The following is a 21,620-nucleotide window of genomic DNA, read 5'->3' as shown; positions in this document are numbered from 1 at the left end:
TCTTCAGACACATTGCTGTAAGATGACAGCAGGGTCGTATGTGAAAAGGCAGATGAGCCGGATTAAATGAGCCAAATTCCCAGATTAAGCGAGATATCCGCCGGCCGGAATAACAATCTCAATTTGATACGCATGGTGGCCGCGTCCGCGGTCCTCATCTCGCACGCCTTTCCGATTACATCCGGCTCCGACGCCGTCGAACCATTTGAAACCCAGCTTGGGATGACGCTTGGTGAAATTGCCGTTGGAATATTTTTTATTCTGTCCGGGTTTCTCGTTTCCATGAGCTTCACCCGCAGCAAATCGCTCGCAGGTTTTTTCATAGCGCGCGCCGTCCGGATTTTTCCGGCGCTTTTCGTTGTGCTTACCTTAACCGCTCTGCTGCTTGGGCCGCTCGTAACGCAGTTACCCCTTGACGCATACTTATTGTCACCAGCGACCCTGACATACATACCCGGCAATATGTCTCTGGCGTTTATGCAGTATGACCTGCCCGGAGTTTTTGATCAAAACCCCGTTGGCCAGGCGATTAACGGATCGCTCTGGACGTTGTTTTACGAAGTTGCCTGCTATTTTGGAGTGGCCGTCATTGGTCTGTTGGGGGCGTTCCGGTCGCAAAGATTATTTCTCGCGTCGCTTGCCGCATTTATGGCGTTCTATGTCGCCGTGAATGTTTATGAACATATGCTGCCTACGAGAATTATTCTCCTCGCCGACCTTGGCTTCCCATTCATGGTTGGTATCGTGTTTTTCAATTATCGGGAGAGAATTCCGGTCTTCCTCCCGGTCTCTCTCATCCTGTTTGCATCCTCCTTCCTGTTCGTTGACACGTTCATTTTCAACGAAGTGTTTTACCTTACAATCGGGTATTTTCTGGTGAGTGTCGGCTTTTTGGAGAGTTTGCGATTTGAGCAATACAACAAGCTCGGAGATTACTCATACGGGGTTTATATATACGCCTTTCCCATGCAACAGCTGGCGGTATATTATTTTGGCCCCATGACGCCACAGATGAACATGCTGATTGCATTCCCCATAACCCTTATTTTCGCCATTCTTTCATGGCATCTGGTCGAAAGTCGCGCTCTTTCCCTAAAGAAGCGCCTTGATGTCAGGAAAGCGCCTGTTTAGGGGGCGCGGCAGGGCGACAGCATTCGAAAAATTGATGTCTGTTGACTGGCTAGTTTGATCATTTTGGTCTAGATTGGGCGATACATTTTTCACAACTATGTAATGGTAGTTAATATTATCTTTAGACGCCATAGAGTAAACTTGGACATCTTATAACTACTGTTCAGTCCAACGGTTCCGGCCTTGGGGGATTAAATTCAAGGATAGAGTAAATCCCGATTGAATAGCAAAATCAATTTACCTGAACGCATAGCACACTCAGGCCCAGAAGACAGAACGAGACATCACCTATGGATCCTACTTTAGCAGCTAAATGGTATGGCATATCGACTGTCCAGCCGGCAGGTGTCGCGATTCTGATCTGCTGCGTGATCCTGACCCTGGTCGTTCGCCGCAACTGGGCGATTTTCCCGCTTGTCATTTTATTAATGGCCATTCCAAGCGCTCAGCGTTTTATCGTCGCCGATCTTGATTTAACTTTTATCCGGCTTGTTGTCCTGACCGGGTTCCTCCGTGTTTTTATCCGGAGGGAATATACAGACTTTACCTTCCAGCTTCCAGACAAGGTCATCATTCTCTGGGCAATATGGGCAATCATCGCCTATACAATGCTTAGGGATGGGTTCTCGGGCCTCATTACACGAACCGGCTACATGTTTGAAGTCGTTGGCTGCTATTTCCTCGCCCGAATTTATCTGAAAGACATGTTTGACCTCAGGCGACTGATCGGCCTGCTGGGCATTGCATCGATCCCCATGGTCGGCGTTTTCCTTTTTGAGAGGTTTAACGGAAGAAACATATTTGCCGAATTTGGCGGCGTCCCGGAGCGCACACTTATTCGTAATGGCAGACTGCGCTGCCAAGGGCCGTTTACACACCCGATCATGGCGGGCGTATTCTGGGCTAATGTTGTTCCGTGGCTCGGGGCCATGTGGTTCACAAAGGCAATACCGCGGACCGCTCTTGCCGTTTACATTATCTGTATTCTCGGCATTATTATGAATACGGCATCCAGCACGCCTGTCATGGCGCTGATTTTTGCGGTCATCGGATTTTCTTTTTACTACCTGCGCCGATATATGAGCTATGCCAGATGGGGTTTGGTAGCGCTTGTTCTCTCGCTTCATATGATCATGGACAAGCCGGTATGGCACCTTATTGCCCGCATGAATGTGGTCGGTGGCTCTACCGGTTGGCATCGCTATCATCTCATGGACAAAGCGGTGGCCAATTTCTGGGAATGGTGGGCAATTGGAACGGAGTCCACCGCACATTGGGGAATGGGCCTTGAAGATGTAACCAATCAGTATGTGCTGGAAGGCGTTCGCGCCGGTATTCTGGGGCTCGGTTTGTATGTATTCCTGCTGGGCTCGATCTTCTGGATTCTCGGAAAGGCAATGCGGGGCGCTAATTCCAAAACTGAGCTGATCATATTGTGGGCCTCGGGTACGATGCTCTTTGCCAATGTCGCGGGATTTTTCGCCGTATCCTATTTTGGCCAGACGGAGGTTGCCTTCTTCCTGTTCCTGGGGACTTCCGTATCTCTCGCGACAACGGCCATTGAAACCCGGCGCGCGAAGATCCGGGAGCATTTGAAAAGCGAGGACACCCCCGCCGCCGCTCCCTCGCCGGAACGTGGCGTCGTCCTTAATACTGAGCCGCTATCCCGTGCCCGGCCGGATGGGCCGAGATTAAATAACCACAGATAATTTAGTAGGCGAGCAAAACCTCTATGAGTGATTTTGAGCTTAGTGTCGTTATTCCGCATTTCAACGATCCGGTAGGACTGTCCGCCTGCCTGGCGTCACTGCAAAAGCAGCACTTTGATATGCAAAAGGTCGAAATCATTATTTGCGACAATAACTCTGATTTTCCGCCCACCGGGCTGGAGGCGTTTGACCTCAATCTCAAGCTGGTTGTCGAGACGAAACGCGGTGCGGGACCCGCACGTAATGCCGGAGTGGCAGAGGCCCGCGGAGAGTATATTGCGTTCACTGACTGTGACTGCCTGCTTGATCCGGACTTTGTGAAAACCGGCCTCGCCCACATGACACAAAACGGCGAGAGAAGCGTCCTTGCCGGCAAGATCGCCTATTATCCGAAGAACGCCCATCCAAACTATGTGGAATCATTCGATATCATTTATGCGATGGATCAGGAATCCCACGCTGTAAAAGGTGACGCCGCAACCGGAAATCTATGGACAAGCCGCGCTCTGTTTAATGAAGTCGGTCCTTTTGTAGCAGATATTGCGGAGGATACTGACTGGTGTCGAAGGGCCTTCGCCGCGGGAGCGACGTTCCAATTCGGGGATGACTGCATCGTGAATCATCCGGCCCGCGCCACACTGGAAGAATTACGCGCGAAATGGCGACGCCAATCCGCCATGACATTTAATGTCTGGAAAAAGAAGCCTCTCTTTTCCATCAAATGGCCAGCCCTTTGCGCGGCCACAGCCTTGTCTGCAATTCCCCACAGTCTGAAGGCGCTGCGTAGCGATAAATTTCCCTTTTTATCTGACCGGCTAAAATCCATTTTGGTGCTTTTCTGGTGTCGGCTTTTTCGCGCTAAAATAATGACAGGCTTTTATTTGAGCGGGCAAGAAAAGATAGACCCGAACAAGTACTGGACCAATGCCTGAAAAGGCGATTTGATCTGCAGTGAATTGTGTCAAAAAAGTGGCCGCGTGCCCGATTTGGCCATAAAATCCGCGTCAGAGATTCATTATTGCAACGCATGTTGAAAAAAATTTTTGACGCCTGAAAAGCACTTTGATGGTGAGGTAACCCGGTGAGACTATTTAAATGATATATCAAGCCATATAATACATAGATATTAAATACTTACATCAATATTTACAATAAGCATAAATATACATGGGTTATTGAAGTTTATTTTCATTAAATTATTCAAAGTAATAACCATTTATTTAATATTTTATTCAATAAAATATAATAATATATTTATATTTTACTTATTATATTGCAAAATTTCCATATTCAATACATTCTGTATTTTATACTATTTTCCGACCGGGATAAAAGTTGCATTTTTTATCGCAACCCGTTTAATCAGTCACATTGTTGCCCAAATTAATCAAGATAATGCGATCATACTGAAGACGTAGAATGCGCCTTTAAACGAAAACCATTTCATAAATTTTATATTAAATTTTGAAATCAGCCTTTATTTTTGAATTTTTTCGAAAATAAATTTTGGAACAACAAATTTTTAAGCGACGTATGGATGTTTTACTTTAAGGTTAAAAATTTATTACTTACTTCGGGAAAAGAAAATCCGCATATATGGCAGAGCTATTTTCGGGTCCCCATAATGCAGAAAAAGCGAAAGTTTTCCGTAGTTTGTAACCAGATTTTAAATTTTTCCTTTTTTAATACGCTTTACGACATTAATACGTGACGCTTGGAGCGCATACCATTATGGCAATAGAATTATCACAAACTGATCTTAATAAGCTAGAGTCCGCCGCAGGTGCCTTCGGCGCGGGATATCAAAATCTTGGACGCAGCGCCGATTATTTCTCAATGACAAGCTACACGTTGGGGGTCACTTTCAAACCGGCCGACCTGGCAAGTGGCTATCAGGTACTGCTTAATAACTTTGGTCAATATTCCATATCTTTAAGAAATGACGATCTTATTATCCAACTCAATACCGAGAATGGTCAGGATCGTACACTCACTTTCAGAGACGCAATTACCGATAACGGCTGGCAAGACGTACATGTGATCGTCAATGACGAAACCGGTACGCTTGATATTTTGCTTAATGGCGAAACACTTCATTCAGGATCCAGCGAAGGCCTTGTTGTTGAAAACGCGTCTTTTTGGGACGTTACTGCAGGCGGAACTCCATGGGGGGCCGCGTTTAACGGGCAAATAGCCGACGTGACTGTACTGGATTATCCGGTTTCGGTCGATCCAGAGGACTCCCTTGTCGCAAGAATGGAAAATCTTGATAGCGACGGTTACGTCTGGGATGAAAATAACAACAATGAACCGACAACCCCTCCCGATGAGGTTGTGGATGAGACCCCGGTAGAGCAGCCCGAAGAGGAAACACCCGAAGAGGTCGTTGACGAAACGCCAGTAGAGCAGCCCGAAGAAGAAGCTCCTTCGACGAATGTCGGACAGTCGGACGAAGAAATTCTACAATCCGCCGCCGCCGACTTCGGTTCCGGTTACCAGAACCTGGGTCGGAGTGCGGATTACTTCTCGATGTCAAACATGACCCTGAATACCGTATTCAACGTTACGGAGATCAGTAATGACCGGCAGGTTCTTCTCAACAACTTCGGCCAGTATGCCTTGCTGGTTCGGGGAAGCACCCTCACTGTCGAGCTTAATAAAGAGGGCGGGCAGGACCTGAGGCTGACGTTTGACAACCTCATTACGGAGACGGGCTGGCAGGACATCCAGGTCATCGTATCCAACGACGAGATTCAAGTCTGGCACAACGGAAATGAAGTTTATACCGGCCCGAACGAAGGCGTCGTGATTGATGAAGCCGCATTTTGGGATGTCACCGCGGGCGGCACGCCTTGGGGCAGCACATTCAATGGCGAGATCGCCGCTGTCACCGTTATTGACAAAGCGGTCACAATAGATCCGAACTCCACCATCGTAGAGCGCATGTTCTATATTGACGGACAGGCTGATGGCACGGGATCGTCCGGCCGGCCTGCTACAGGCGGAGACCAGGTCGTCGATACTCCGGATGACGTTACCATTCCGAATATCCCGAACGTTCCTGACGAGCCGGATGACGCAGACAACAGTGAAGCTGTTGTTACCGGTACATCAAATGGCGAAGTCACGGAAGATGTCGATCTGACAACCAGCGGCAAACTCAACGCTGCGGATGCGGATGCAGGTGAAAGCGGTTTTCAGGAAGATACCGAAAACGGAGATTATGGCAGCTTCACAATCTCCGAAGATGGCAATTGGACCTATACGCTAACTGATTCCGATGATCTGGACTGGCTCGACACGGGTGAAGTCGTAACGGAAACCTTTACCGTCCGTACAATCGATGGCACAACTTCCGAAGTTACCGTCGATATCAATGGGCGAAACGAACCGACGACCCCGAATACCGGTGGCGGAACCGGCGGAAATACAGGCGGCGGTTCAACACCGACACTTGGCGTGATTGAGGTCAGCAGCACAGCTGGACTTATTCAGGCACTTTCAGGGAATGTTGCCGGATATACGATTGAACTGGCGCCCGGGGACTATGGCACGATCAACTTGAATAACTATAACTTCTCTTCCCCTGTCGTCATTACATCGGCAAGCCCGAATAATCCCGCTCATTTTGAGTCAATTTCGGTCCGGAACTCTTCAAACATCGAGTTTAACAGCCTGGACGTTGTCTCCAATGATGCTCCGTCCGGTTCATGGGGTGAATATCTCATCACAATTGATAACAGCTCTGACATCGTTATTTCTGACAGCTTCGTCAGTACATCTCGCAGCACCGGAATGGCGGAAGGCTTTACCGGCTTGATCGTCAAGAACTCAAACGGCATTACTGTAGAAGATAGCGAATTTACAAATATGTCCGGCGGTGCCGGTTTTATCAGCTCGAACAATATCAATATCTTTAATAACGAGTTCCACGACATTCGTGTTGATGGCGTAACCTTCTCAGGCGTGCAAGGTGTGGAGATTGACGGGAACTACTTCCATGATTTCTACCATACAACTGGTGACCATTCTGACTATGTCCAGTTCTGGGTAACAGCCGGCCTTCAGTCAAACGTAGATATCGTCATTACCAACAACCTTATGACCCAGGGCAATGGCTACGACACTCAAGGCATCTTCATGACCGCAACCAGCGGTCAGCCGATGCAGAATGTGGTTATTGAGAACAACGTCATTTACCAGTCCGGCTATCATGGTATTTCCGTTACGAACGCTAATGGCGTCGAAATTAACGATAACACGGTAATTTCTCCGCCGGACAGCGCAACAGGATTTGAAGTCTGGATTGCCATGACCGGCGTAACAAACGGCGTTCTTGAAAATAATATTTCAAACTCTTTCGTCCTGAATGGCAGCAGTGTCAGCCAGAGCGGCAACCTGGTTGCTTATGACTCATCGGTTCCGTGGAATGCCGGGAGCTACCCGACATCTTCCTATGACCAGGTTTTTGTCAATGACATGAATATCAATTCGGTTCATGCAGATGATTTTGCATTGTCAGCCGGGATCAATGCGGGCGCGGACATCAGTAATCTGCTGGGAGATATCCTGGGCGGAACGCTGAGTGCCTTCTCAACCACGGTTGCAAGCATAGATGATAACGAGCCGACAGTTGGCGATGACTACATTGAAGGTACTTCTGCTAACGATCTGCTCTTCGGCTTCGACGGCGATGACGAACTGTTTGGGTTCGGCGGTTCTGACATCCTTGTCGGTGGCGATGGCGCAGACACGCTCTCCGGCGGTGCAGGGCGGGATACATTCGTCTACACGGAAATTGGCGACTCAGGTATTGGCAACGGCAATCGCGATGTCATCATGGATTTCGATGCGACAAACGGCGACATGCTGTCCTTTGAAGGTTTTGCCACAGATGATTTTGCCTTCTCCTTCAATGACAATACGGATGTACTCTCTATCGACCTCGATGGCGATTTCACCATCGACATGGAAATTCAGCTGATCGGTGTTTCCGCAAGCGATCTGGACGGTAGCGATTTCATGACATGATAAGGGGCGGGTCAGAGATGACCCGTCATCATAAAGCCAAAAACTATAAGGGCCTCTTTCCGATAGAAAAGAGGCCCTTCTTTGTTGATGATACAGAGTGCCAGATCAGATTTCCGGCTCAGGCGCTGAAGCCCGCCAGCCACTCGCCCCGTCTCGTCCAGATTTCCTTCCAGGTATCCGCGTTGGTTTTCCGGTCCTTCTTGCGAAGGAGCGTTGAATAGAGCCAATGAGTCAAAATCTTGCTGAGCGGCAGGCAGTAAAACAGGATATAGCCGAAAACTTTAGCGACAGGATTCCAGTGCTGCTGCATGAGCGTCACTTTTGCCGTGAGCAGCCGGATCATCTTGTCGGCAACAACTTTTTCCGACTGCCCGCCGTAGTGGACAATTGTCGCCTCCGGCGTGATCATCGGTCGGCCGCCGCGCTTCTTTGCCCGCAGGCAAAGGTCCGCATCCTCACCATACATGAAGAACCGGCGATCAAACCCGCCAAGCTCTTCCCAGAGATTTCTTTTCATCAGCAGGAAACAGCCGGTCACAATATCGATTTCGCGAACCGTATCCCGCTTCCATCCGCCATAGCCTTCCGCATTGAAAAGGCCACTCGACGGGAAAATACCGCTCAATCCGGTAACGTAACAAAAAAGGGACCAGACCGTCATCCGCCGCCAGCAGGAGGTCGCGTTCAGGCTGCGATCCCCGAACAGGGTCCGGCCACCCCAGACGGCCGCCTTGGGATGTGCATTCGCAAACTGGACAATATTGTCGATGGCGTGATCGAGCACGACAGTGTCGGGGTTGAGCAGCAGTATATACTCCCCCGTCGCCTGTTTTGCCGCCAGATTATTGCCGTTGGCAAAGCCGACATTCTCTTTCGAGGCAATCAGGTTTATATCCGGGAATTCCGCCGCAATTGCTTCCGCCGAACCGTCTGTCGATGCATTGTCGAGGACAATAACCTCAAAGGTCACATCCTTCGCCTGCTCAAAAACCGATCGGATGCAGTCAAGGGTCAGATCGCGGGTGTTATAGCTGATTACAATAATCGATACTGTCGGATTTTCCACGCTACTCTCTTTCGTCATTCAATGGCCCCAATGGTCGACGGACCTTTCCGGGGGTTGCCATATACATCAACATTACTGAACGGTGCTTTTACACGGCCGCGCAAACCCGATTTTCCGGAAGGAGTAAAATCGCCCTTGCCCTCATCGAGAAAGCCCGCATCACCGGAAGTGATATCGATCCCGTCAACCGGCATGCTCCCGTCTCTCGGTCGCAGCAAATGGGTATTCTGGTAGGCGATTGCGTCATCGTCAAACCCATAACCCTTGAACGGCGCGCCCATGGCATAGAAGACGGAGCTGTCAATTAACACATTTCGCACTTCATTATTACGCCAGAGAAATGTCGAGTTCGGCATGGTAATGCCCGAAAAGATCAAATGGTTTGAAGGGACATGCCACTGCGAGAAAAACGGGACTCGCGAAAACAGCGGTCTAATCAGCAGAGCGTTTACAATGGCCACATTGTCGAGGGAAGAACACCCACCTGCAAATATACCCTGTGCTTCGGCATCCCGCGCAACGAGCCCGAAAATAATGAAATTTTCCATGTCGTCATTGCCGCAATAAATCTGGAAAACGTCCGGATGGAACTGAGTATCTCCACGATCAATCCCGTTTACTTCACTATTGACGATCAATCGCGACCCGCTGAAAGCGTCAGATCCTATATTTGTAAGTTTGACGTTCCTGGCGATAGCAAGGTCTGTCGCTCCGTTAGGGAAGTCGGAAAGATGAACATTAATGAAAAAAACTTCATCCCAACTCGGCGAATGGTAAAAGCCGCCCCCTGTGGTTGCGCCGGGGCCAATCATATCGCTGTCCTCCAGCCACAGGTTGCTATATTCGCCCCCTTCCGGAATGAAATAGACATTCTTGATCGTAACGCCTTTTACTTTCAACAATAACGGCAAGAACCCGCCCCCGTCATCTTCATTGAACACAGCCTTGCTCTTGTCAACACCGGGCGCTGCCGCAATCTCGACCCATCTCGAATCTGTGTCAGGCGCGGAATAACCTGATGATCCCCAGATATACTCACCCTCCATAAGATAAACGACCCCGAAAACGGCTTCATCCCGGTCGTCTTCTATGTCCTCAAGCGCTTCAAGCGCCCGTCCCGGCTGGCGGAAGGGGTTTTCCTTTGTGCCGTCTCCCCTTTTATCATCCCCCTTGCCCGACACCCAGACGATTGCATCCTGACTTCCGTCTGCCGGTTTTACATTGAAATACATCGGATCCATCTCACGCGGGATCCCTGCTGTCTTAGGAAAGACAGTAGCCTTGATTTCAACAATCGGATTTTCCGGATTAAGGGGACCGATTTTTGCCGGATCAATTGTCGTCCAGTATTCATAGGTATTCGTTCGCTTGTTCAGGGTCATGTCGGTGACAGAAAGTACGTCTCCACCATTGATCTGATAGTCAACCCGATCAACTCCGTTGATATGGAAAGCAACTATTCCGAACTGAAACGGACCGTCTATCGCCTGGAACGCAACCACATTCCAATGGGCAATGACCATTGCATCCTCACCTGAAGGTCGGATACTGGATCCCCCACTCTGGGCGCAGGCGATCTGGGTCAGCAGAATACCCAAGAAGCAAATAACTGTTCTTGTATATCTGGAAAGTCCTATTTGCCTTCGCATATCGTTCTCCTTGTTGACGAGTGAATTTGCAAACCCCGTCTTGTTTTCCTATTACGGAAATAACATTTTAGCCCGCCGATGCGGACATATTTGCGATCAATATACTTCATCATCAATCAGGAACATAGGCAGGAAGCACTCCGAGAAGCGCGCGCGAAAATGATTTAAGCTCCTGTTCCGCGGCCACTTCCGATTTGGTTGACTCAATCGGCACCGACAAACGGATCAACGCACCATCGGTGCGGGCGGAAGACAGCCCGCCCCAAAGCAGGTTGAGTTTCGCGATATATTCGTTCGCCATATACTCACCGCGCTGTTTGAACCAATAGTAAACCAGCAGCTTTTCTTCCCCATGGGTAACCAGCACCCGGTTGACCGCCACAGAGTGCCCCTCGTTCTGCAGGGTAACCTCCGTTATTTCCTCAATCTCCCAGCCTCCCGACGGGATGCAGACGCGGGGTGAATGCGGTGTACTACCGGCGGACTGCTGATCATAATATCCGATGAAAAGCGTAATCGGCGCCGCTGCCTCACTCCGATAATGACCCAGGAAATAGTCGCTCATATTCAGGATGGTTTGCTCGACGCCGGGCAACACATCCTCCTCCGCAATCATACCATCTAAGACCAGCGGAAAACTGGTAAAGGAGCGGCGATCGGGTATTTCGGGCTCAATACTCCTGAGAATCAGGGATGCGAGGACGAATGCTGCACACGGTAACATAACACTGATTACCGGACCCATCCGGACTGGCTTGTCCGCAATCACCTCGTCCGGTAGGGAGGTCTTCAGCACGCCGCCGCCGATTGTTGCCTTTTCACCCCGGTTAAGCGTCAGATAACAGGTGGCCAGCATGATCATGAAGGAAACGAGAAAGAAGACCCATCCTTCAAACAGATGGAAAAAGCCGTCCGAGATGGCCGTATCGGTCCATTCGGAAAAAGCGCCGGTCAGAAAGATGCGGACACTGTTCATGATCACGGACACGATCGCGGCGAGAACGATAAAAAGCCCCCTTTTCCAAAGCGGAATATCAAACAGCATCGCCAGCAGCACCCCGAGACCGATCATCGGGTAAAGATAACGAAGACCGGCGCATGCCTCGACCACCGCGAGCTTTACCGTTCCCATATCGATAATATTGCCGTCCTGAAATACGGAAATGCCGACGAAACGAAGCATTCCGACGCTCATGTCGGTGGACAGAAGCTGCAGGCCATATGTCAGATTCGCGGTCAGGAAGGCCGGGGGCGGCACAACGAAGGGGATCAGCAACAGGGACGGAAACACATAACGTCCATACGTCACCCCGCCAAATGTAATGAACAGGCCAAAGATCATGAGAAGCAGGCTAAGATGGCGGATATTCTCGACGCCTGCCTTTATCGCAAGACCGTAGACGGCGACGGCAACAACACAGAGAGCAACGCCGATCCAGTTACCGCGGCGATCGCTCGCCTCAAGAAGGCTGCGGCGTGCCCATAGAAGATAGAGCGCGACGGCCAGCATTAGCGGGCCATGGCTGAACTCTTCTATATTTATCCAGTCATCCCACAGCAGCAAACCGTCCGGAATATAACTAACAAGGACAAGACACAGAAAGATTGGCAGCAGGAACCGGGTCCAGTCAACGCGTTGCAGTGCCAATTCCATATGACTACTTTCGCTACCGTTCCATGGAGCCTGTCACGCGGTGGAGGCATGGGAGAGGAAGATGTGTTTCTGCCAGTACCTAGTAATAGTAGGTTTTGGCGACTTCTTCGGATTTATTCAGAACAACACCCAGCAGGTTGCTCGACTGAAGCTGCCGGCGGCAGTCCTTAACCTCGGCGGGCTTGGTTTCCCCGCTTGAAACCACCATCAGCACACAATCGACCTGCGGAATAAAGGCAATCGCATCATCCGTTGTCTTTAGCGGTGGTAGATCAAAAATACAGATGCGCTTTTCATACCGCTCCCGCAGATCGTCAACAATCGCCTTGACCTTCCGCGAGGTCAGAACTTCCGTCGAATTCTTCACCGGACGCCGGTTCGGCAACACGACAAACCGCGGAATACCCGGATTCACCAACGCATCATTAAACTCGATCTTGCCATCAAGGTAATCCGCAAAGCTATTTTCCTTCGGCAACCCGAGATACGAAGCAACACGTGGACGACGCAAATCAAAATCAACAAGAAGCGCCGTGTAATCCGTCTGCTTCGCAATGCTCAGCGCCAGATTGATCGCCACAACCGTCTTGCCGCACCCCGGAGTTGGCGATGTGATCGCCAGGGTCCGCCAGTTGTTCGCTTCCATCTTCGCCAGAACCTGTGTTCTCAGAATATCAAAGCTGATTGAGTTCGGATCCTCATTGTCCAGCGTGATGATCCGGTGGTTCTCCATATGCGACACATCAAGATCAACCACCCGCGTCTGATTATAAACAATCGGGCCATCAACAATTTCGGGATTCTGGACAATCTTCTTTGCCACACTCCCATGATGGTCACTGCCACCCTGCTTTTCTCTCGCCTTGGCGATTGCTTCTTTAATGCGTTCCACGTCAATCCCCTAAAACAATCTGACTCTGAGTCTATCGAATGCCGCCCAGAGGTTATAGAATATTTCATCCAGCGGCTCGTACAGAAAATGCACCGCCACAAGTATCAGCGCGATCGCGGCAATAGGTATGAGTGCATAAAAAATAATTTTCAGCCGCTGCTTGCTCGCTTCTTCCTGGGTGTGAATATAAGGAATGGAAACGATCGGCGGATGCTTCAGCACAGCCTCCAGCTCCGAGGCACTGCGAATTCTTTTATCAAAAAACTCGATCAGGAAGACAACGCCAATCCCGACGGCCAGCGCAAACAAGCTGCCGACGCCCATGATTTTCGGACGATCCGGTGACCATGGCTCGGTTGGCACGACAGGCGGTTCAAGCAGCACAAAGCGCTCGGCCTTTTTCTCTTCTTCAAGATTCTGGGAGAGCTGGGCCTGGGCCTGCTTGGATTCAAATGAATTCAACTTGTCCAGAAGGTCTTCATAGGTCCGGTTCAGACTTGCAAACCCGCGCTCAACCTGCGGTATTTCCAGTATAATCCCTTCAAGGTCCTTAACTCTCTTGCTCGCCTGATTTATCTGCTGACGCATTTCGGCGATTTTCTCATCCGTTGCAGCAATACGGACCTGAAGGGTTTCAACAACCGGATTATAAGCACTATTCGATGCTGACTGCCCCTGGGTTGCTGCGGCCAAAGCCTCTGCCGTTTCCGCTTCCACCTGTGCTTCAAGAACGGCAATACGTTTCTTCAGCGCAATAATGTCGGGATGTGAATCGGTCAGACGGGTAGACGCATCCAACAGATTATCCTTAAGAGTCGCCAGATTCCGCGCAAGTTCGGATTGCTCCAGGCCGCCATCGGCCGAGCGGCCCGTTCGAGCTGATGTCAGTTCAATCTGCAGATATCGTTTTTCTTCTTCCAGCGCCCGAATATCCCGGCGCATATCCCGGATTTCGCCTTCAGTGCGTTCCAGCATATTTTGCCGCAACCCGAGATGCTCCGGCAAGGCATCCTTGTTTTTCTGCTTATAGGCAACAATCTCGCTTTCAACCTTCGCCAGCTGGCGGCGGACTTTTTCAGCCTCTTCCGAAAGGAAAGCGGTTGCTTCTGTCGCCCGTTCCGTCCGCGTGCGAACATTTTCACTCAGAAAGAGAGTTACCAGCTCATTCGCCACATCCGTTGCAATTTGGGGATTCTCATGATTGAACGATACGGTGAAAGCAATTGTCGTCTCCCCCCGGCGACCCGCGCCCATGGACGACGTGATAACATCAATCCAGATGTTAGCCTGCATTCTTTCCACAAGGCTGGACACTGTCATGACCCGGCGATCATTTCCGTAAACATTGTACTTGTCGATGATCTTGAGCAAATTTTCCCGCGTCATAACCCGCTGCTCAATCATCTTGATGCGCTGATTAGGGTCTGTGTTGACAGTCGATTCAACAAGATCGGTGGAGATTTGCTGTGTTTCAACCAGAATGGTGCCTTCCGACGAATATGTCGGCGGCAGAATAAGCCCGACAACCACACTTCCAATCATAATAAGAACAAATGGAATCAGAAAAAACAGAAACCGTCTCTTTGCCGCATTAATGATCGACCCGAGATTTATCGGCGATGATTCTTCTTCCTGTATTGCAAAATCCTGGCTCATTTTATTGCTCGAGTCCGTTCAACTAAATCAACGTAAATAATTTTCGTCCAGCGCTTTATCCGCTCATCCTTATGGTTAATTATTTTACAACCCCTCAAGTCGATCAACAAACACCATAGGCCCTTTTAGGCTCAAAGAGTTAAGGAATGGTTGGTAAATGATATAAATTAGCAACATTATACTAATTTTTACGTTCTCCTGGGCAGTTCCGACAGTCCAGAATAAAATCTGTAAGACTTCGGAAACCGGGAGAAACCATACTTTCAACCGTCCCTTTGTCCGCATCGGCGGTGCAATTGTCAAGTAATGATATGGTTAATAGGCGTTTTTATTTATAAATCCGACGAACACCGTCATAACCAGTATCTGAAGGTCGAAAAACAGCGACCAGTTCTCGACATAGTAAGTATCATAATTCACCCGGGCTTCCATTTTTTCCAGCGTATCCGTCTCGCCGCGATAGCCCTTTACCTGCGCCCATCCGGTAATGCCAGGCTTCACCTTATGGCGGGCAAAATAGCCGTCGATCAGGGTCGAATACTCCTCATTATGATCAATGGCATGCGGTCGCGGTCCAACAAGCGACATCGTGCCATTGACGACATTAAAAAGCTGCGGCAACTCATCCAGGCTGGTCCGGCGGATAAATTTTCCAACCCGCGTAATACGGGGATCATCCTTCGATGCCTGAACCGTCCTTTTGCGCTCTTCGCCGTCATGGTACATAGAGCGGAATTTATAGATCTCAAATATCTTGTTGTTATAGCCATAACGCTTTTGCTTAAATAAAACCGGGCCCTTGCTCTCCAGCCGGATGGCCAGCGCAATTATCAGCAAGACCGGCGAGAAGACCAGCAGCGCCAGCGATCCAAGAATACGATCTTCCAGAGCCTTTACAACAATCTTGAAACCGGACAGGGGTGAATCTACCACCTCAATCATCGGGATACCGCCAAAATGGTTGGGTGACGGGCGATAGGGAAAACGGAAACCGACCAAGTCCGAGACCAGATGCACATGGGCTGGCAACTGGCGAAGACGGCTGACGATTTCGAGCTGCCGTTCATCTGCATTCCAGGGCAGCGCGACAATGATGTCATCAACATGGTTTTTGCGGACGAACTGGATCAGAGCATCAATGTTCCCCAGCAACGGATAGCCCGCAATCGTCGGGGCAACACGTCCGATGCGATCATCAAAAATGCCGACAACCTTGTTCACCACAGGTTTTTCATCCGCCAATTGCCGCAGCAACTGTTCTGTCTGTTTACCACCGCCCAGGACAACGACTTTTCGTGTACATAATCCGCGGCTTGCAAGATAATTAATGATAAAGAAAGCAACCAGCCGGTAGATCAGGATCACGGCGAAAGACGCCAATCCGAAGCTGTAAACCCAGATACGCGAATAGTCGTCCGATACTTTGAGCGAAAAGCCAACTGCCAGCAGCAGCATAAAGGTTGTCATGCAGACAATCGCGAGGTTTGGCAGGTTGGTCAGCGGCGCAAGAAGCGTTGAAAAGGAGTAGATGCCGCCATAGCGCCCCAGAAAGAAAAAGATGAACAGGGTCAGAACAACGGCGTATAGATACTTGTCGTGAGTGAGCAGGTTCCCACCGATAACCACATAATAGGTGACATATCCTGCCGAAAACAGCCAGAGTATATCCAGGACATTGAAAATGCGCGACAAGACACGTGAAGACAGGGGATATCCACCAGCGTAAACGGGTCCATCCTCGGCTACGGTCTTTCCGCCGCTCAGTCCCTTCTCCGGTATCTTGTTCAATGAATTACTCCGATAACAGGCGCCATTGCCACTCTGCTTAAAAACCTAATGTCATACTTCGGCTGATAAAGCTTATCTCGACGGCGCCTACAGAAAATACTACAAACCATGAATCTATTGATAACAACCTACATTGATTATCGTTAATTTTTTATAAACTGCACATGACCGGAACACTAATGTCTGTGAATATTACTAAGTTCCAAATTAATTACCGTCTTGCTTATTTCCTGTGGGGGTTTGGCGTCATTACACTTATGGTGTTATCCCTCCTACCCCCTGGAAACGAACCTTCTTTCACCGGCCTGGTGAATGATAAAGTCAGGCATTTTACGGCTTATGCCTGTGTCGCCCATATAGGCTGTCACGCCGGGCGGAACTGGTATAAACGAAGCCTGCTTTGCGCGCTTACGCTCATCGTAAGCATCGCAATCGAATTTCTCCAGCCATTTACCGGGCGGGACTTTGAAGTTCTGGATATTGTGGCAAATTTATCAGGCGTTACGGCGGGAGCGGCCCTCATGGCGCTCCTCCTCTATTGGCGGAGCCGCTGAAACCCCTTAATCCTGCCTCACGGACCGATCCCATAGGGAAATCTGCACGCCGTACCGATCTTCCTCAATTTCGAGATTCGCTGTTCCTGCTTTCCAGGCGAACTGATGCGCGCTGTCCGAAGCGCTGGCCGTCCCGTATTTGCGTTCCAGCTCTTCAATAATACCGAGGTTTTGGAGGGTTTGATCCGGCAGGCTCGCATCGATTTTCCATATCCGGTGGCCGGCAGCGGGTGGGCTGTAGTTGATGCGGTACCGAATGCGACCGCCTTCTTTCTCCAACGGCACAACACAGACCATCACAAGAACAGGCCCGCTTTCTCCTTGATAACGGCTTTCCGCCACGCAAGCTCCGCCCTCAATTCGATGGACGGGATTATCGGGTCCCAGTTCATACCCTGTTTCCTTCAGCAGGGCCTGACCAAGCGGTACTTCCGCTGGCGGCGGAGGTGCCGCACAGCTACTTAAAAGCAAAGCCACGCTGGCGCCGACCACAAAAAAGCGCCCCAGACCAATATCCCGTTTCACCAAGATCCCCCGTATTCCCAAATAAACGCCCGACAGACTCTTTAAGCTGCTCTCTGAACCCGCTCCTGCGTCAACTCGACTTCCCGCAGGATATCATGCGGATTGTCAAACCGGCGGATTGCCATAAACAAAGGCCCTGCCTCCTCATAGCTCCGGGCCAGAAGCTTGATCCATTGCTTTAGCCGGCCCGCCTGGCGCCAAGGGTTGTTCATTGCCTTGATCAGATGATGATATTCGGCAATCAGCCCCAGAATTCTGATCCAGTCGAACGCCGTCTGTGCAGTATTGTTGTCGCGGCCTGCGGCAATTTCACGGCCAAGGCTGGGCCGGGCGATAACGCCACGGCCGATCATGACATGTTCCGAGCCACTTACTTTCCGGCAGTTGCGATAGTCATCGGGCGTCCAGATTTCACCATTGGCGACAACGGGAATGTCCAGCCGTTCGACAATCGGGCGGAGATACTCCCAATGTGCGGGCGGCCTGTAACCCTCCATCTTGGTGCGCGCATGAACGGTGAGTTTCCCCGCTCCTCCTTCCGCGATGGCAAGGGCATTTTCCATGGCCAAAGTCTTTTCGGAAAAGCCGAGCCGCATCTTTGCACTAACCGGGACTGTGTCGGGCACCGCCTTGCGAACTGCCGAGACAATCATATTGAGCCGGTCCGGCCATTGCAGCAAGGTCGCCCCGGCGTCATGCCTGTTCACGGTTTTGGCGGGACAGCCGAAATTGATATCGATCCCCGGCGCGCCAAGCTCGGCAACGAAGGCCGCATTCTCGGCCATGACCTGAACCTCGCCGCCCATGATCTGAACATGCACGGGAACCCCTGCCGGGGTTTTTCCGCCCTGCTTCAGCTCCGGGCAGTAGTTGTAAAAGACCGATGCCGGAAACAGATTCTGGCTGACGCGCACAAATTCGCTGACGCAGAGATCAAAGCCGCCAATGCGGGTCAGAATATCGCGCATATATACATCGACGACCCCTTCCATCGGGGCCAGCGTGACTGTCGCCAAAGCGTCTATTCCTCTATTTTCCTTGACATATTTTAATGTTAAAATAGCGACAAACGTAAAGAATGAAAGATATTTGAGCTGTCATAGGGGCAACTCGCCGCAGAAGGAAGACCCATAATGAGTGAATTTCTGGTTGGCCTGGACCAAAACCACGGCAATGTAACGGATTTGCAGGAATTCACGGATGAAACGGCGGCATTTGACCGAATTTCCGCTCTATATGACGAAAATGTCGAGAAAATAAAATCGCGATTTGCCGAGTTCGAGGCGGGAGACCGGACCAGCCCGGCCGGTCCGGCCTATTATCCCTATCTCGGCCTCACCGTTGAATCCACGGATATCAACCGCACCGGAAAACGATCTTACGGCAAGATCGATGCCGCCGGCACGTTCGGCGCCACGCTGACGCAGCCGAAACTTTTCGAGAGTTATTACAAGGAACAGATCCGGCTGATCCTGAAGAATCACCAGCGCCCGGTCTATGTCGGCCTGAGCGACAGGCCGATGCCGCTCCCTTTCGTTATTGAATCCGCCTCCTCCGATGTTTCCGCCAACGATATTCCGGCACTTCAGGCCATCTTCACCATGCCGGATCTGGCGAACATCAACGACAGCATTGCCAATGGCACCTATGTCCCCGTTGAGGGAATACCCCGTCCGCTGGCGCTTTTTACCGCGGAACGGGTGGATTACTCCCTTGCCCGCCTGTCCCATTATACCGGCACCATCCCGGAGCATTTCCAGCGCTTCGTGCTGTTCACCAACTATCAGCGCTATGTCGATGAATTTGTCGATTACGGCAAGAAACAGGTACTGGAGGGGAGTGAATATAGCGCCTTTGTCGAGCCGGGGAATGTCATTACACCTAACCCGAACCTGACGGATGAGCCTGTGAGCGGGATCGCCCCCAGCCATCTTCCCCAGATGCCCGCCTATCATCTGGTCGGGGAAAAGCATATGGGCATTACGCTGGTCAATATCGGCGTCGGGCCGTCCAACGCCAAGACAATCACCGACCATATCGCAGTTCTGAGGCCCCATTGCTGGCTGATGGTCGGCCATTGCGGCGGGTTGCGCCATACTCAGCGGCTCGGTGATTTTGTCCTCGCCCATGCCTATGTGCGCGAGGATCATGTGCTGGATGAGGATATTCACCCCTCCGTTCCGCTCCCCGCCATTGCTGAAATACAGGTCGCCCTGACCGAGGCGGTCGCCCGCGCGGCTGATGTTTCCTCCGGCGGCAGCGATATCAAGGAGCATTTCCGCACCGGAACCGTCTATACGACAGATGACCGCGACTGGGAGCTGCGCCATAAGGAGCTGGCGGTGAGATTCAACCAGTCCCGCGCCATTGCCGTCGATATGGAAAGCGCCACCATCGCCGCCAACGGGTTTCGCTTCCGGGTTCCCTACGGCACCTTTCTATGTGTCTCCGACAAGCCGATCCACGGGGAAATCAAGCTCCCTGGCATGGCCAACAAGTTCTATGAAGGGCGCACGGCAAAGCATCTTCACATCGGGATTGACACCCTGCAGCAACTTCGCCTGCGCGGCGTTGAAAGCCTGCATTCCCGAAAGCTGCGCAGCTTTGACGAACCGGCCTTTCGCTAGGCCGATCTGTTTGCCGCAAGATGCGGAATTATCAGGCCTGCGAGATGTTCACACAGGCTTGGTGACAGGTCGTGTCCCATTCCCGTCACCAGTTCCAGCTTCGCGCCCGGAATAAGGCGCGCCGTGTCCATGCCCGCTTCCGGCGGCACCAGCGCATCATCTTTTCCGTGAATCACGAGGGTTGGCGCCGTGACGCCCGGCAGCTCCGACACCCGCGGGTTCGACGCAAGCACCGCAGCATACTGGCGCATATACCCCGCCGGGGAATAATTCCGCGCCACACAGGCGCGAATATGGTTCCGGAGTTCCTCCCTGTCCCAGCGATAGCCCGGACTGCCGATGACATCATTTACCTTCAGGCCGAATTCCACGACATCCTCAACGTCCTGGCTGGCGGGGGCCGTCATCAGGACAGCCGTTGCGGCAGGCGTTGACGGCGGAAGCTGCCGGTTGCCGCTGGACGACATGATAGATGTCAGGGAATGAACTTTTTCCGGATAGAAAATCGCCATCAGCTGCGCAATCATGCCGCCCATCGACATGCCGACAATATGCGCCCGATCGATGGAAAGCCCCTCCATCAGCGCGGTAAGGTCGGCGGCCATCTGGCTTAAATGATAGGGCACAGCGGGCGCCTCGCCGTTCTGGAGCTGCTGCATGATTTGGCCAAGATCCGGGATCCCCTTTTCGTCCAGCTTTTGCGACAGGCCGATATCCCGATTATCGAAGCGGATGACAAGAAATCCCTCTGCAGCGATGCTCTCGCAAAAGGCCGTCGGCCAGTCGATAAGCTGAAACCCTAGGCCAGCGATCAGGAAGACGGCCGGATTTCCGGCATCGCCGAAGGTTTCATACTCAAGGGAGAGGCCGTTACAGATCATATTTGTCATGGAAGAGGGTCCTTTTCTAACTAAAAAAAGCGGGCCCGAAAGACCCGCTTTTTCATATTCATTTTTCCGCGCTTCGCGTCAGCTTGCCGACTTGATCCAGTCTTTAATCGCGCTTTCCGGAGATGCGCCGACCTTCGTCGCCGCAATCTGTCCGTCCTTGAACAGCATCAGCGTTGGAATGCCGCGCACACCATATTTCGTCGGCGTGTTCGGGTTTTCATCGATGTTGACCTTGGCAATCTTCAGACCGTCGAATTCTTCACTCTTGGAGATTGAATCAAGGGCCGGGGCAATCTGCTTACAAGGACCGCACCATTCTGCCCAGAAATCGACCAGAACCAGGCCAGAGCTATCTAAAACATCTTCCTTGAAGGAAGCGTCGGTGACTTTCGTAGTGGTCATAATATCCTCATTTCAGGCAATAAATATCGAAGCTCTCCGGCACCCC

16 protein-coding genes are annotated in these 21,620 nt (G+C 51.1%); 6 read left to right on the top strand and 10 right to left on the bottom strand.

Annotated elements, in window-relative coordinates; genetic code table 11:
• The first annotated feature begins 66 nt into the window (after positions 1–66).
• The 4 genes from AAC599_RS01660 (at position 67) to AAC599_RS01645 (ending at position 7,871) form a co-directional block, all read left to right on the top strand.
• The gene (locus AAC599_RS01660) at positions 67–1,131 is read left to right on the top strand and encodes an acyltransferase (protein WP_340148663.1); all 1,065 of its coding nucleotides are present in this window, start codon (positions 67–69) and stop codon (positions 1,129–1,131) included.
• A gap of 290 nt (positions 1,132–1,421) precedes the next feature.
• Positions 1,422–2,840: a hypothetical protein gene (locus tag AAC599_RS01655; RefSeq protein ID WP_340148662.1), complete on the top strand. Its 1,419-nt coding sequence runs from the start codon at positions 1,422–1,424 to the stop codon at positions 2,838–2,840.
• 23 nt (positions 2,841–2,863) lie between these two features.
• Positions 2,864–3,772 carry a glycosyltransferase gene (locus tag AAC599_RS01650; protein ID WP_340148661.1) on the top strand — a complete coding sequence of 303 codons (909 nt, stop codon included), beginning with the start codon at positions 2,864–2,866 and terminating at the stop codon, positions 3,770–3,772.
• A gap of 799 nt (positions 3,773–4,571) precedes the next feature.
• A complete protein-coding gene (locus AAC599_RS01645) occupies positions 4,572–7,871 on the top strand; it encodes a VCBS domain-containing protein (RefSeq protein ID WP_340148660.1) in 3,300 nt (1,099 codons plus the stop codon).
• A 118-nt stretch (positions 7,872–7,989) separates the two neighbouring features.
• On the opposite strand, the gene AAC599_RS01640 is transcribed toward AAC599_RS01645, so the two are convergent.
• The 6 genes from AAC599_RS01640 to AAC599_RS01615 all read right to left on the bottom strand — a co-directional run bounded on the left by AAC599_RS01640 (position 7,990) and on the right by AAC599_RS01615 (position 16,576).
• Positions 7,990–8,955 carry a glycosyltransferase family 2 protein gene (locus tag AAC599_RS01640; protein WP_340148659.1) on the bottom strand — a complete coding sequence of 322 codons (966 nt, stop codon included), beginning with the start codon at positions 8,953–8,955 and terminating at the stop codon, positions 7,990–7,992.
• On the bottom strand, positions 8,952–10,586 hold the full coding sequence (locus tag AAC599_RS01635) for a hypothetical protein (protein ID WP_340148658.1): 1,635 nt from the start codon (positions 10,584–10,586) through the stop codon (positions 8,952–8,954). Before AAC599_RS01635 ends, AAC599_RS01640 begins: the two co-directional genes overlap by 4 nt.
• Before the next feature lie 112 nt (positions 10,587–10,698).
• Positions 10,699–12,240 carry a VPLPA-CTERM-specific exosortase XrtD gene (gene xrtD / locus AAC599_RS01630; RefSeq protein WP_340148657.1) on the bottom strand — a complete coding sequence of 514 codons (1,542 nt, stop codon included), beginning with the start codon at positions 12,238–12,240 and terminating at the stop codon, positions 10,699–10,701.
• A 79-nt stretch (positions 12,241–12,319) separates the two neighbouring features.
• Positions 12,320–13,132 carry a CpsD/CapB family tyrosine-protein kinase gene (locus AAC599_RS01625; RefSeq protein WP_340148656.1) on the bottom strand — a complete coding sequence of 271 codons (813 nt, stop codon included), beginning with the start codon at positions 13,130–13,132 and terminating at the stop codon, positions 12,320–12,322.
• 9 nt (positions 13,133–13,141) lie between these two features.
• Positions 13,142–14,788: an XrtA system polysaccharide chain length determinant gene (locus AAC599_RS01620; RefSeq protein WP_340148655.1), complete on the bottom strand. Its 1,647-nt coding sequence runs from the start codon at positions 14,786–14,788 to the stop codon at positions 13,142–13,144.
• Positions 14,789–15,103: 315 nt separating this feature from the next.
• The gene (locus AAC599_RS01615; protein ID WP_340148654.1) at positions 15,104–16,576 is read right to left on the bottom strand and encodes an undecaprenyl-phosphate glucose phosphotransferase; all 1,473 of its coding nucleotides are present in this window, start codon (positions 16,574–16,576) and stop codon (positions 15,104–15,106) included.
• Positions 16,577–16,722: 146 nt separating this feature from the next.
• Here AAC599_RS01615 and AAC599_RS01610 point away from each other — a divergent pair, with 146 nt between their 5' ends.
• Positions 16,723–17,130 carry a VanZ family protein gene (locus tag AAC599_RS01610; RefSeq protein WP_340149058.1) on the top strand — a complete coding sequence of 136 codons (408 nt, stop codon included), beginning with the start codon at positions 16,723–16,725 and terminating at the stop codon, positions 17,128–17,130.
• Positions 17,131–17,136: 6 nt separating this feature from the next.
• Here AAC599_RS01610 and AAC599_RS01605 read toward each other — a convergent pair whose 3' ends face one another.
• Positions 17,137–17,655, bottom strand: coding sequence for a hypothetical protein (locus tag AAC599_RS01605; protein WP_340148653.1), 519 nt, complete (start codon positions 17,653–17,655; stop codon positions 17,137–17,139).
• A 41-nt stretch (positions 17,656–17,696) separates the two neighbouring features.
• The gene (locus AAC599_RS01600) at positions 17,697–18,671 is read right to left on the bottom strand and encodes a tRNA-dihydrouridine synthase (protein ID WP_340148652.1); all 975 of its coding nucleotides are present in this window, start codon (positions 18,669–18,671) and stop codon (positions 17,697–17,699) included.
• A gap of 117 nt (positions 18,672–18,788) precedes the next feature.
• Between AAC599_RS01600 and AAC599_RS01595 the strand changes: the two genes are divergently transcribed.
• On the top strand, positions 18,789–20,282 hold the full coding sequence (locus AAC599_RS01595) for an AMP nucleosidase (protein ID WP_340148651.1): 1,494 nt from the start codon (positions 18,789–18,791) through the stop codon (positions 20,280–20,282).
• Here the strand turns inward: AAC599_RS01595 and AAC599_RS01590 are convergent.
• Both AAC599_RS01590 and trxA read right to left on the bottom strand, forming a co-directional pair.
• Positions 20,279–21,172, bottom strand: coding sequence for an alpha/beta hydrolase (locus AAC599_RS01590; RefSeq protein WP_340148650.1), 894 nt, complete (start codon positions 21,170–21,172; stop codon positions 20,279–20,281). The genes AAC599_RS01595 and AAC599_RS01590 overlap by 4 nt on opposite strands.
• A gap of 78 nt (positions 21,173–21,250) precedes the next feature.
• Positions 21,251–21,574 (bottom strand): thioredoxin, encoded by a 324-nt coding sequence (gene trxA, locus AAC599_RS01585; RefSeq protein WP_340148649.1) that lies wholly within the window; start codon positions 21,572–21,574, stop codon positions 21,251–21,253.
• Between the last annotated feature and the right edge of the window lie 46 nt (positions 21,575–21,620).

The sequence above is a fragment of the uncultured Sneathiella sp. genome (assembly GCF_963976355.1).
Classification (GTDB): Bacteria; Pseudomonadota; Alphaproteobacteria; order Sneathiellales; family Sneathiellaceae; genus Sneathiella.
Note: the sequence above shows the minus strand (reverse complement) of the source record. Positions and strands in the feature narration are given on the sequence as shown.

Coding starts and splice junctions, on each gene's coding strand:
- AAC599_RS01660 (WP_340148663.1), top strand. CDS start 67: ATGAGCCAAATTCCCAGATTAAGCGAGATATCCGCCGGCCGGAATAAC.
- AAC599_RS01655 (WP_340148662.1), top strand. CDS start 1,422: ATGGATCCTACTTTAGCAGCTAAATGGTATGGCATATCGACTGTCCAG.
- AAC599_RS01650 (WP_340148661.1), top strand. CDS start 2,864: ATGAGTGATTTTGAGCTTAGTGTCGTTATTCCGCATTTCAACGATCCG.
- AAC599_RS01645 (WP_340148660.1), top strand. CDS start 4,572: ATGGCAATAGAATTATCACAAACTGATCTTAATAAGCTAGAGTCCGCC.
- AAC599_RS01640 (WP_340148659.1), bottom strand. CDS start 8,955: ATGACGAAAGAGAGTAGCGTGGAAAATCCGACAGTATCGATTATTGTA.
- AAC599_RS01635 (WP_340148658.1), bottom strand. CDS start 10,586: ATGCGAAGGCAAATAGGACTTTCCAGATATACAAGAACAGTTATTTGC.
- xrtD (WP_340148657.1), bottom strand. CDS start 12,240: ATGGAATTGGCACTGCAACGCGTTGACTGGACCCGGTTCCTGCTGCCA.
- AAC599_RS01620 (WP_340148655.1), bottom strand. CDS start 14,788: ATGAGCCAGGATTTTGCAATACAGGAAGAAGAATCATCGCCGATAAAT.
- AAC599_RS01595 (WP_340148651.1), top strand. CDS start 18,789: ATGAGTGAATTTCTGGTTGGCCTGGACCAAAACCACGGCAATGTAACG.
- AAC599_RS01590 (WP_340148650.1), bottom strand. CDS start 21,172: ATGACAAATATGATCTGTAACGGCCTCTCCCTTGAGTATGAAACCTTC.
- trxA (WP_340148649.1), bottom strand. CDS start 21,574: ATGACCACTACGAAAGTCACCGACGCTTCCTTCAAGGAAGATGTTTTA.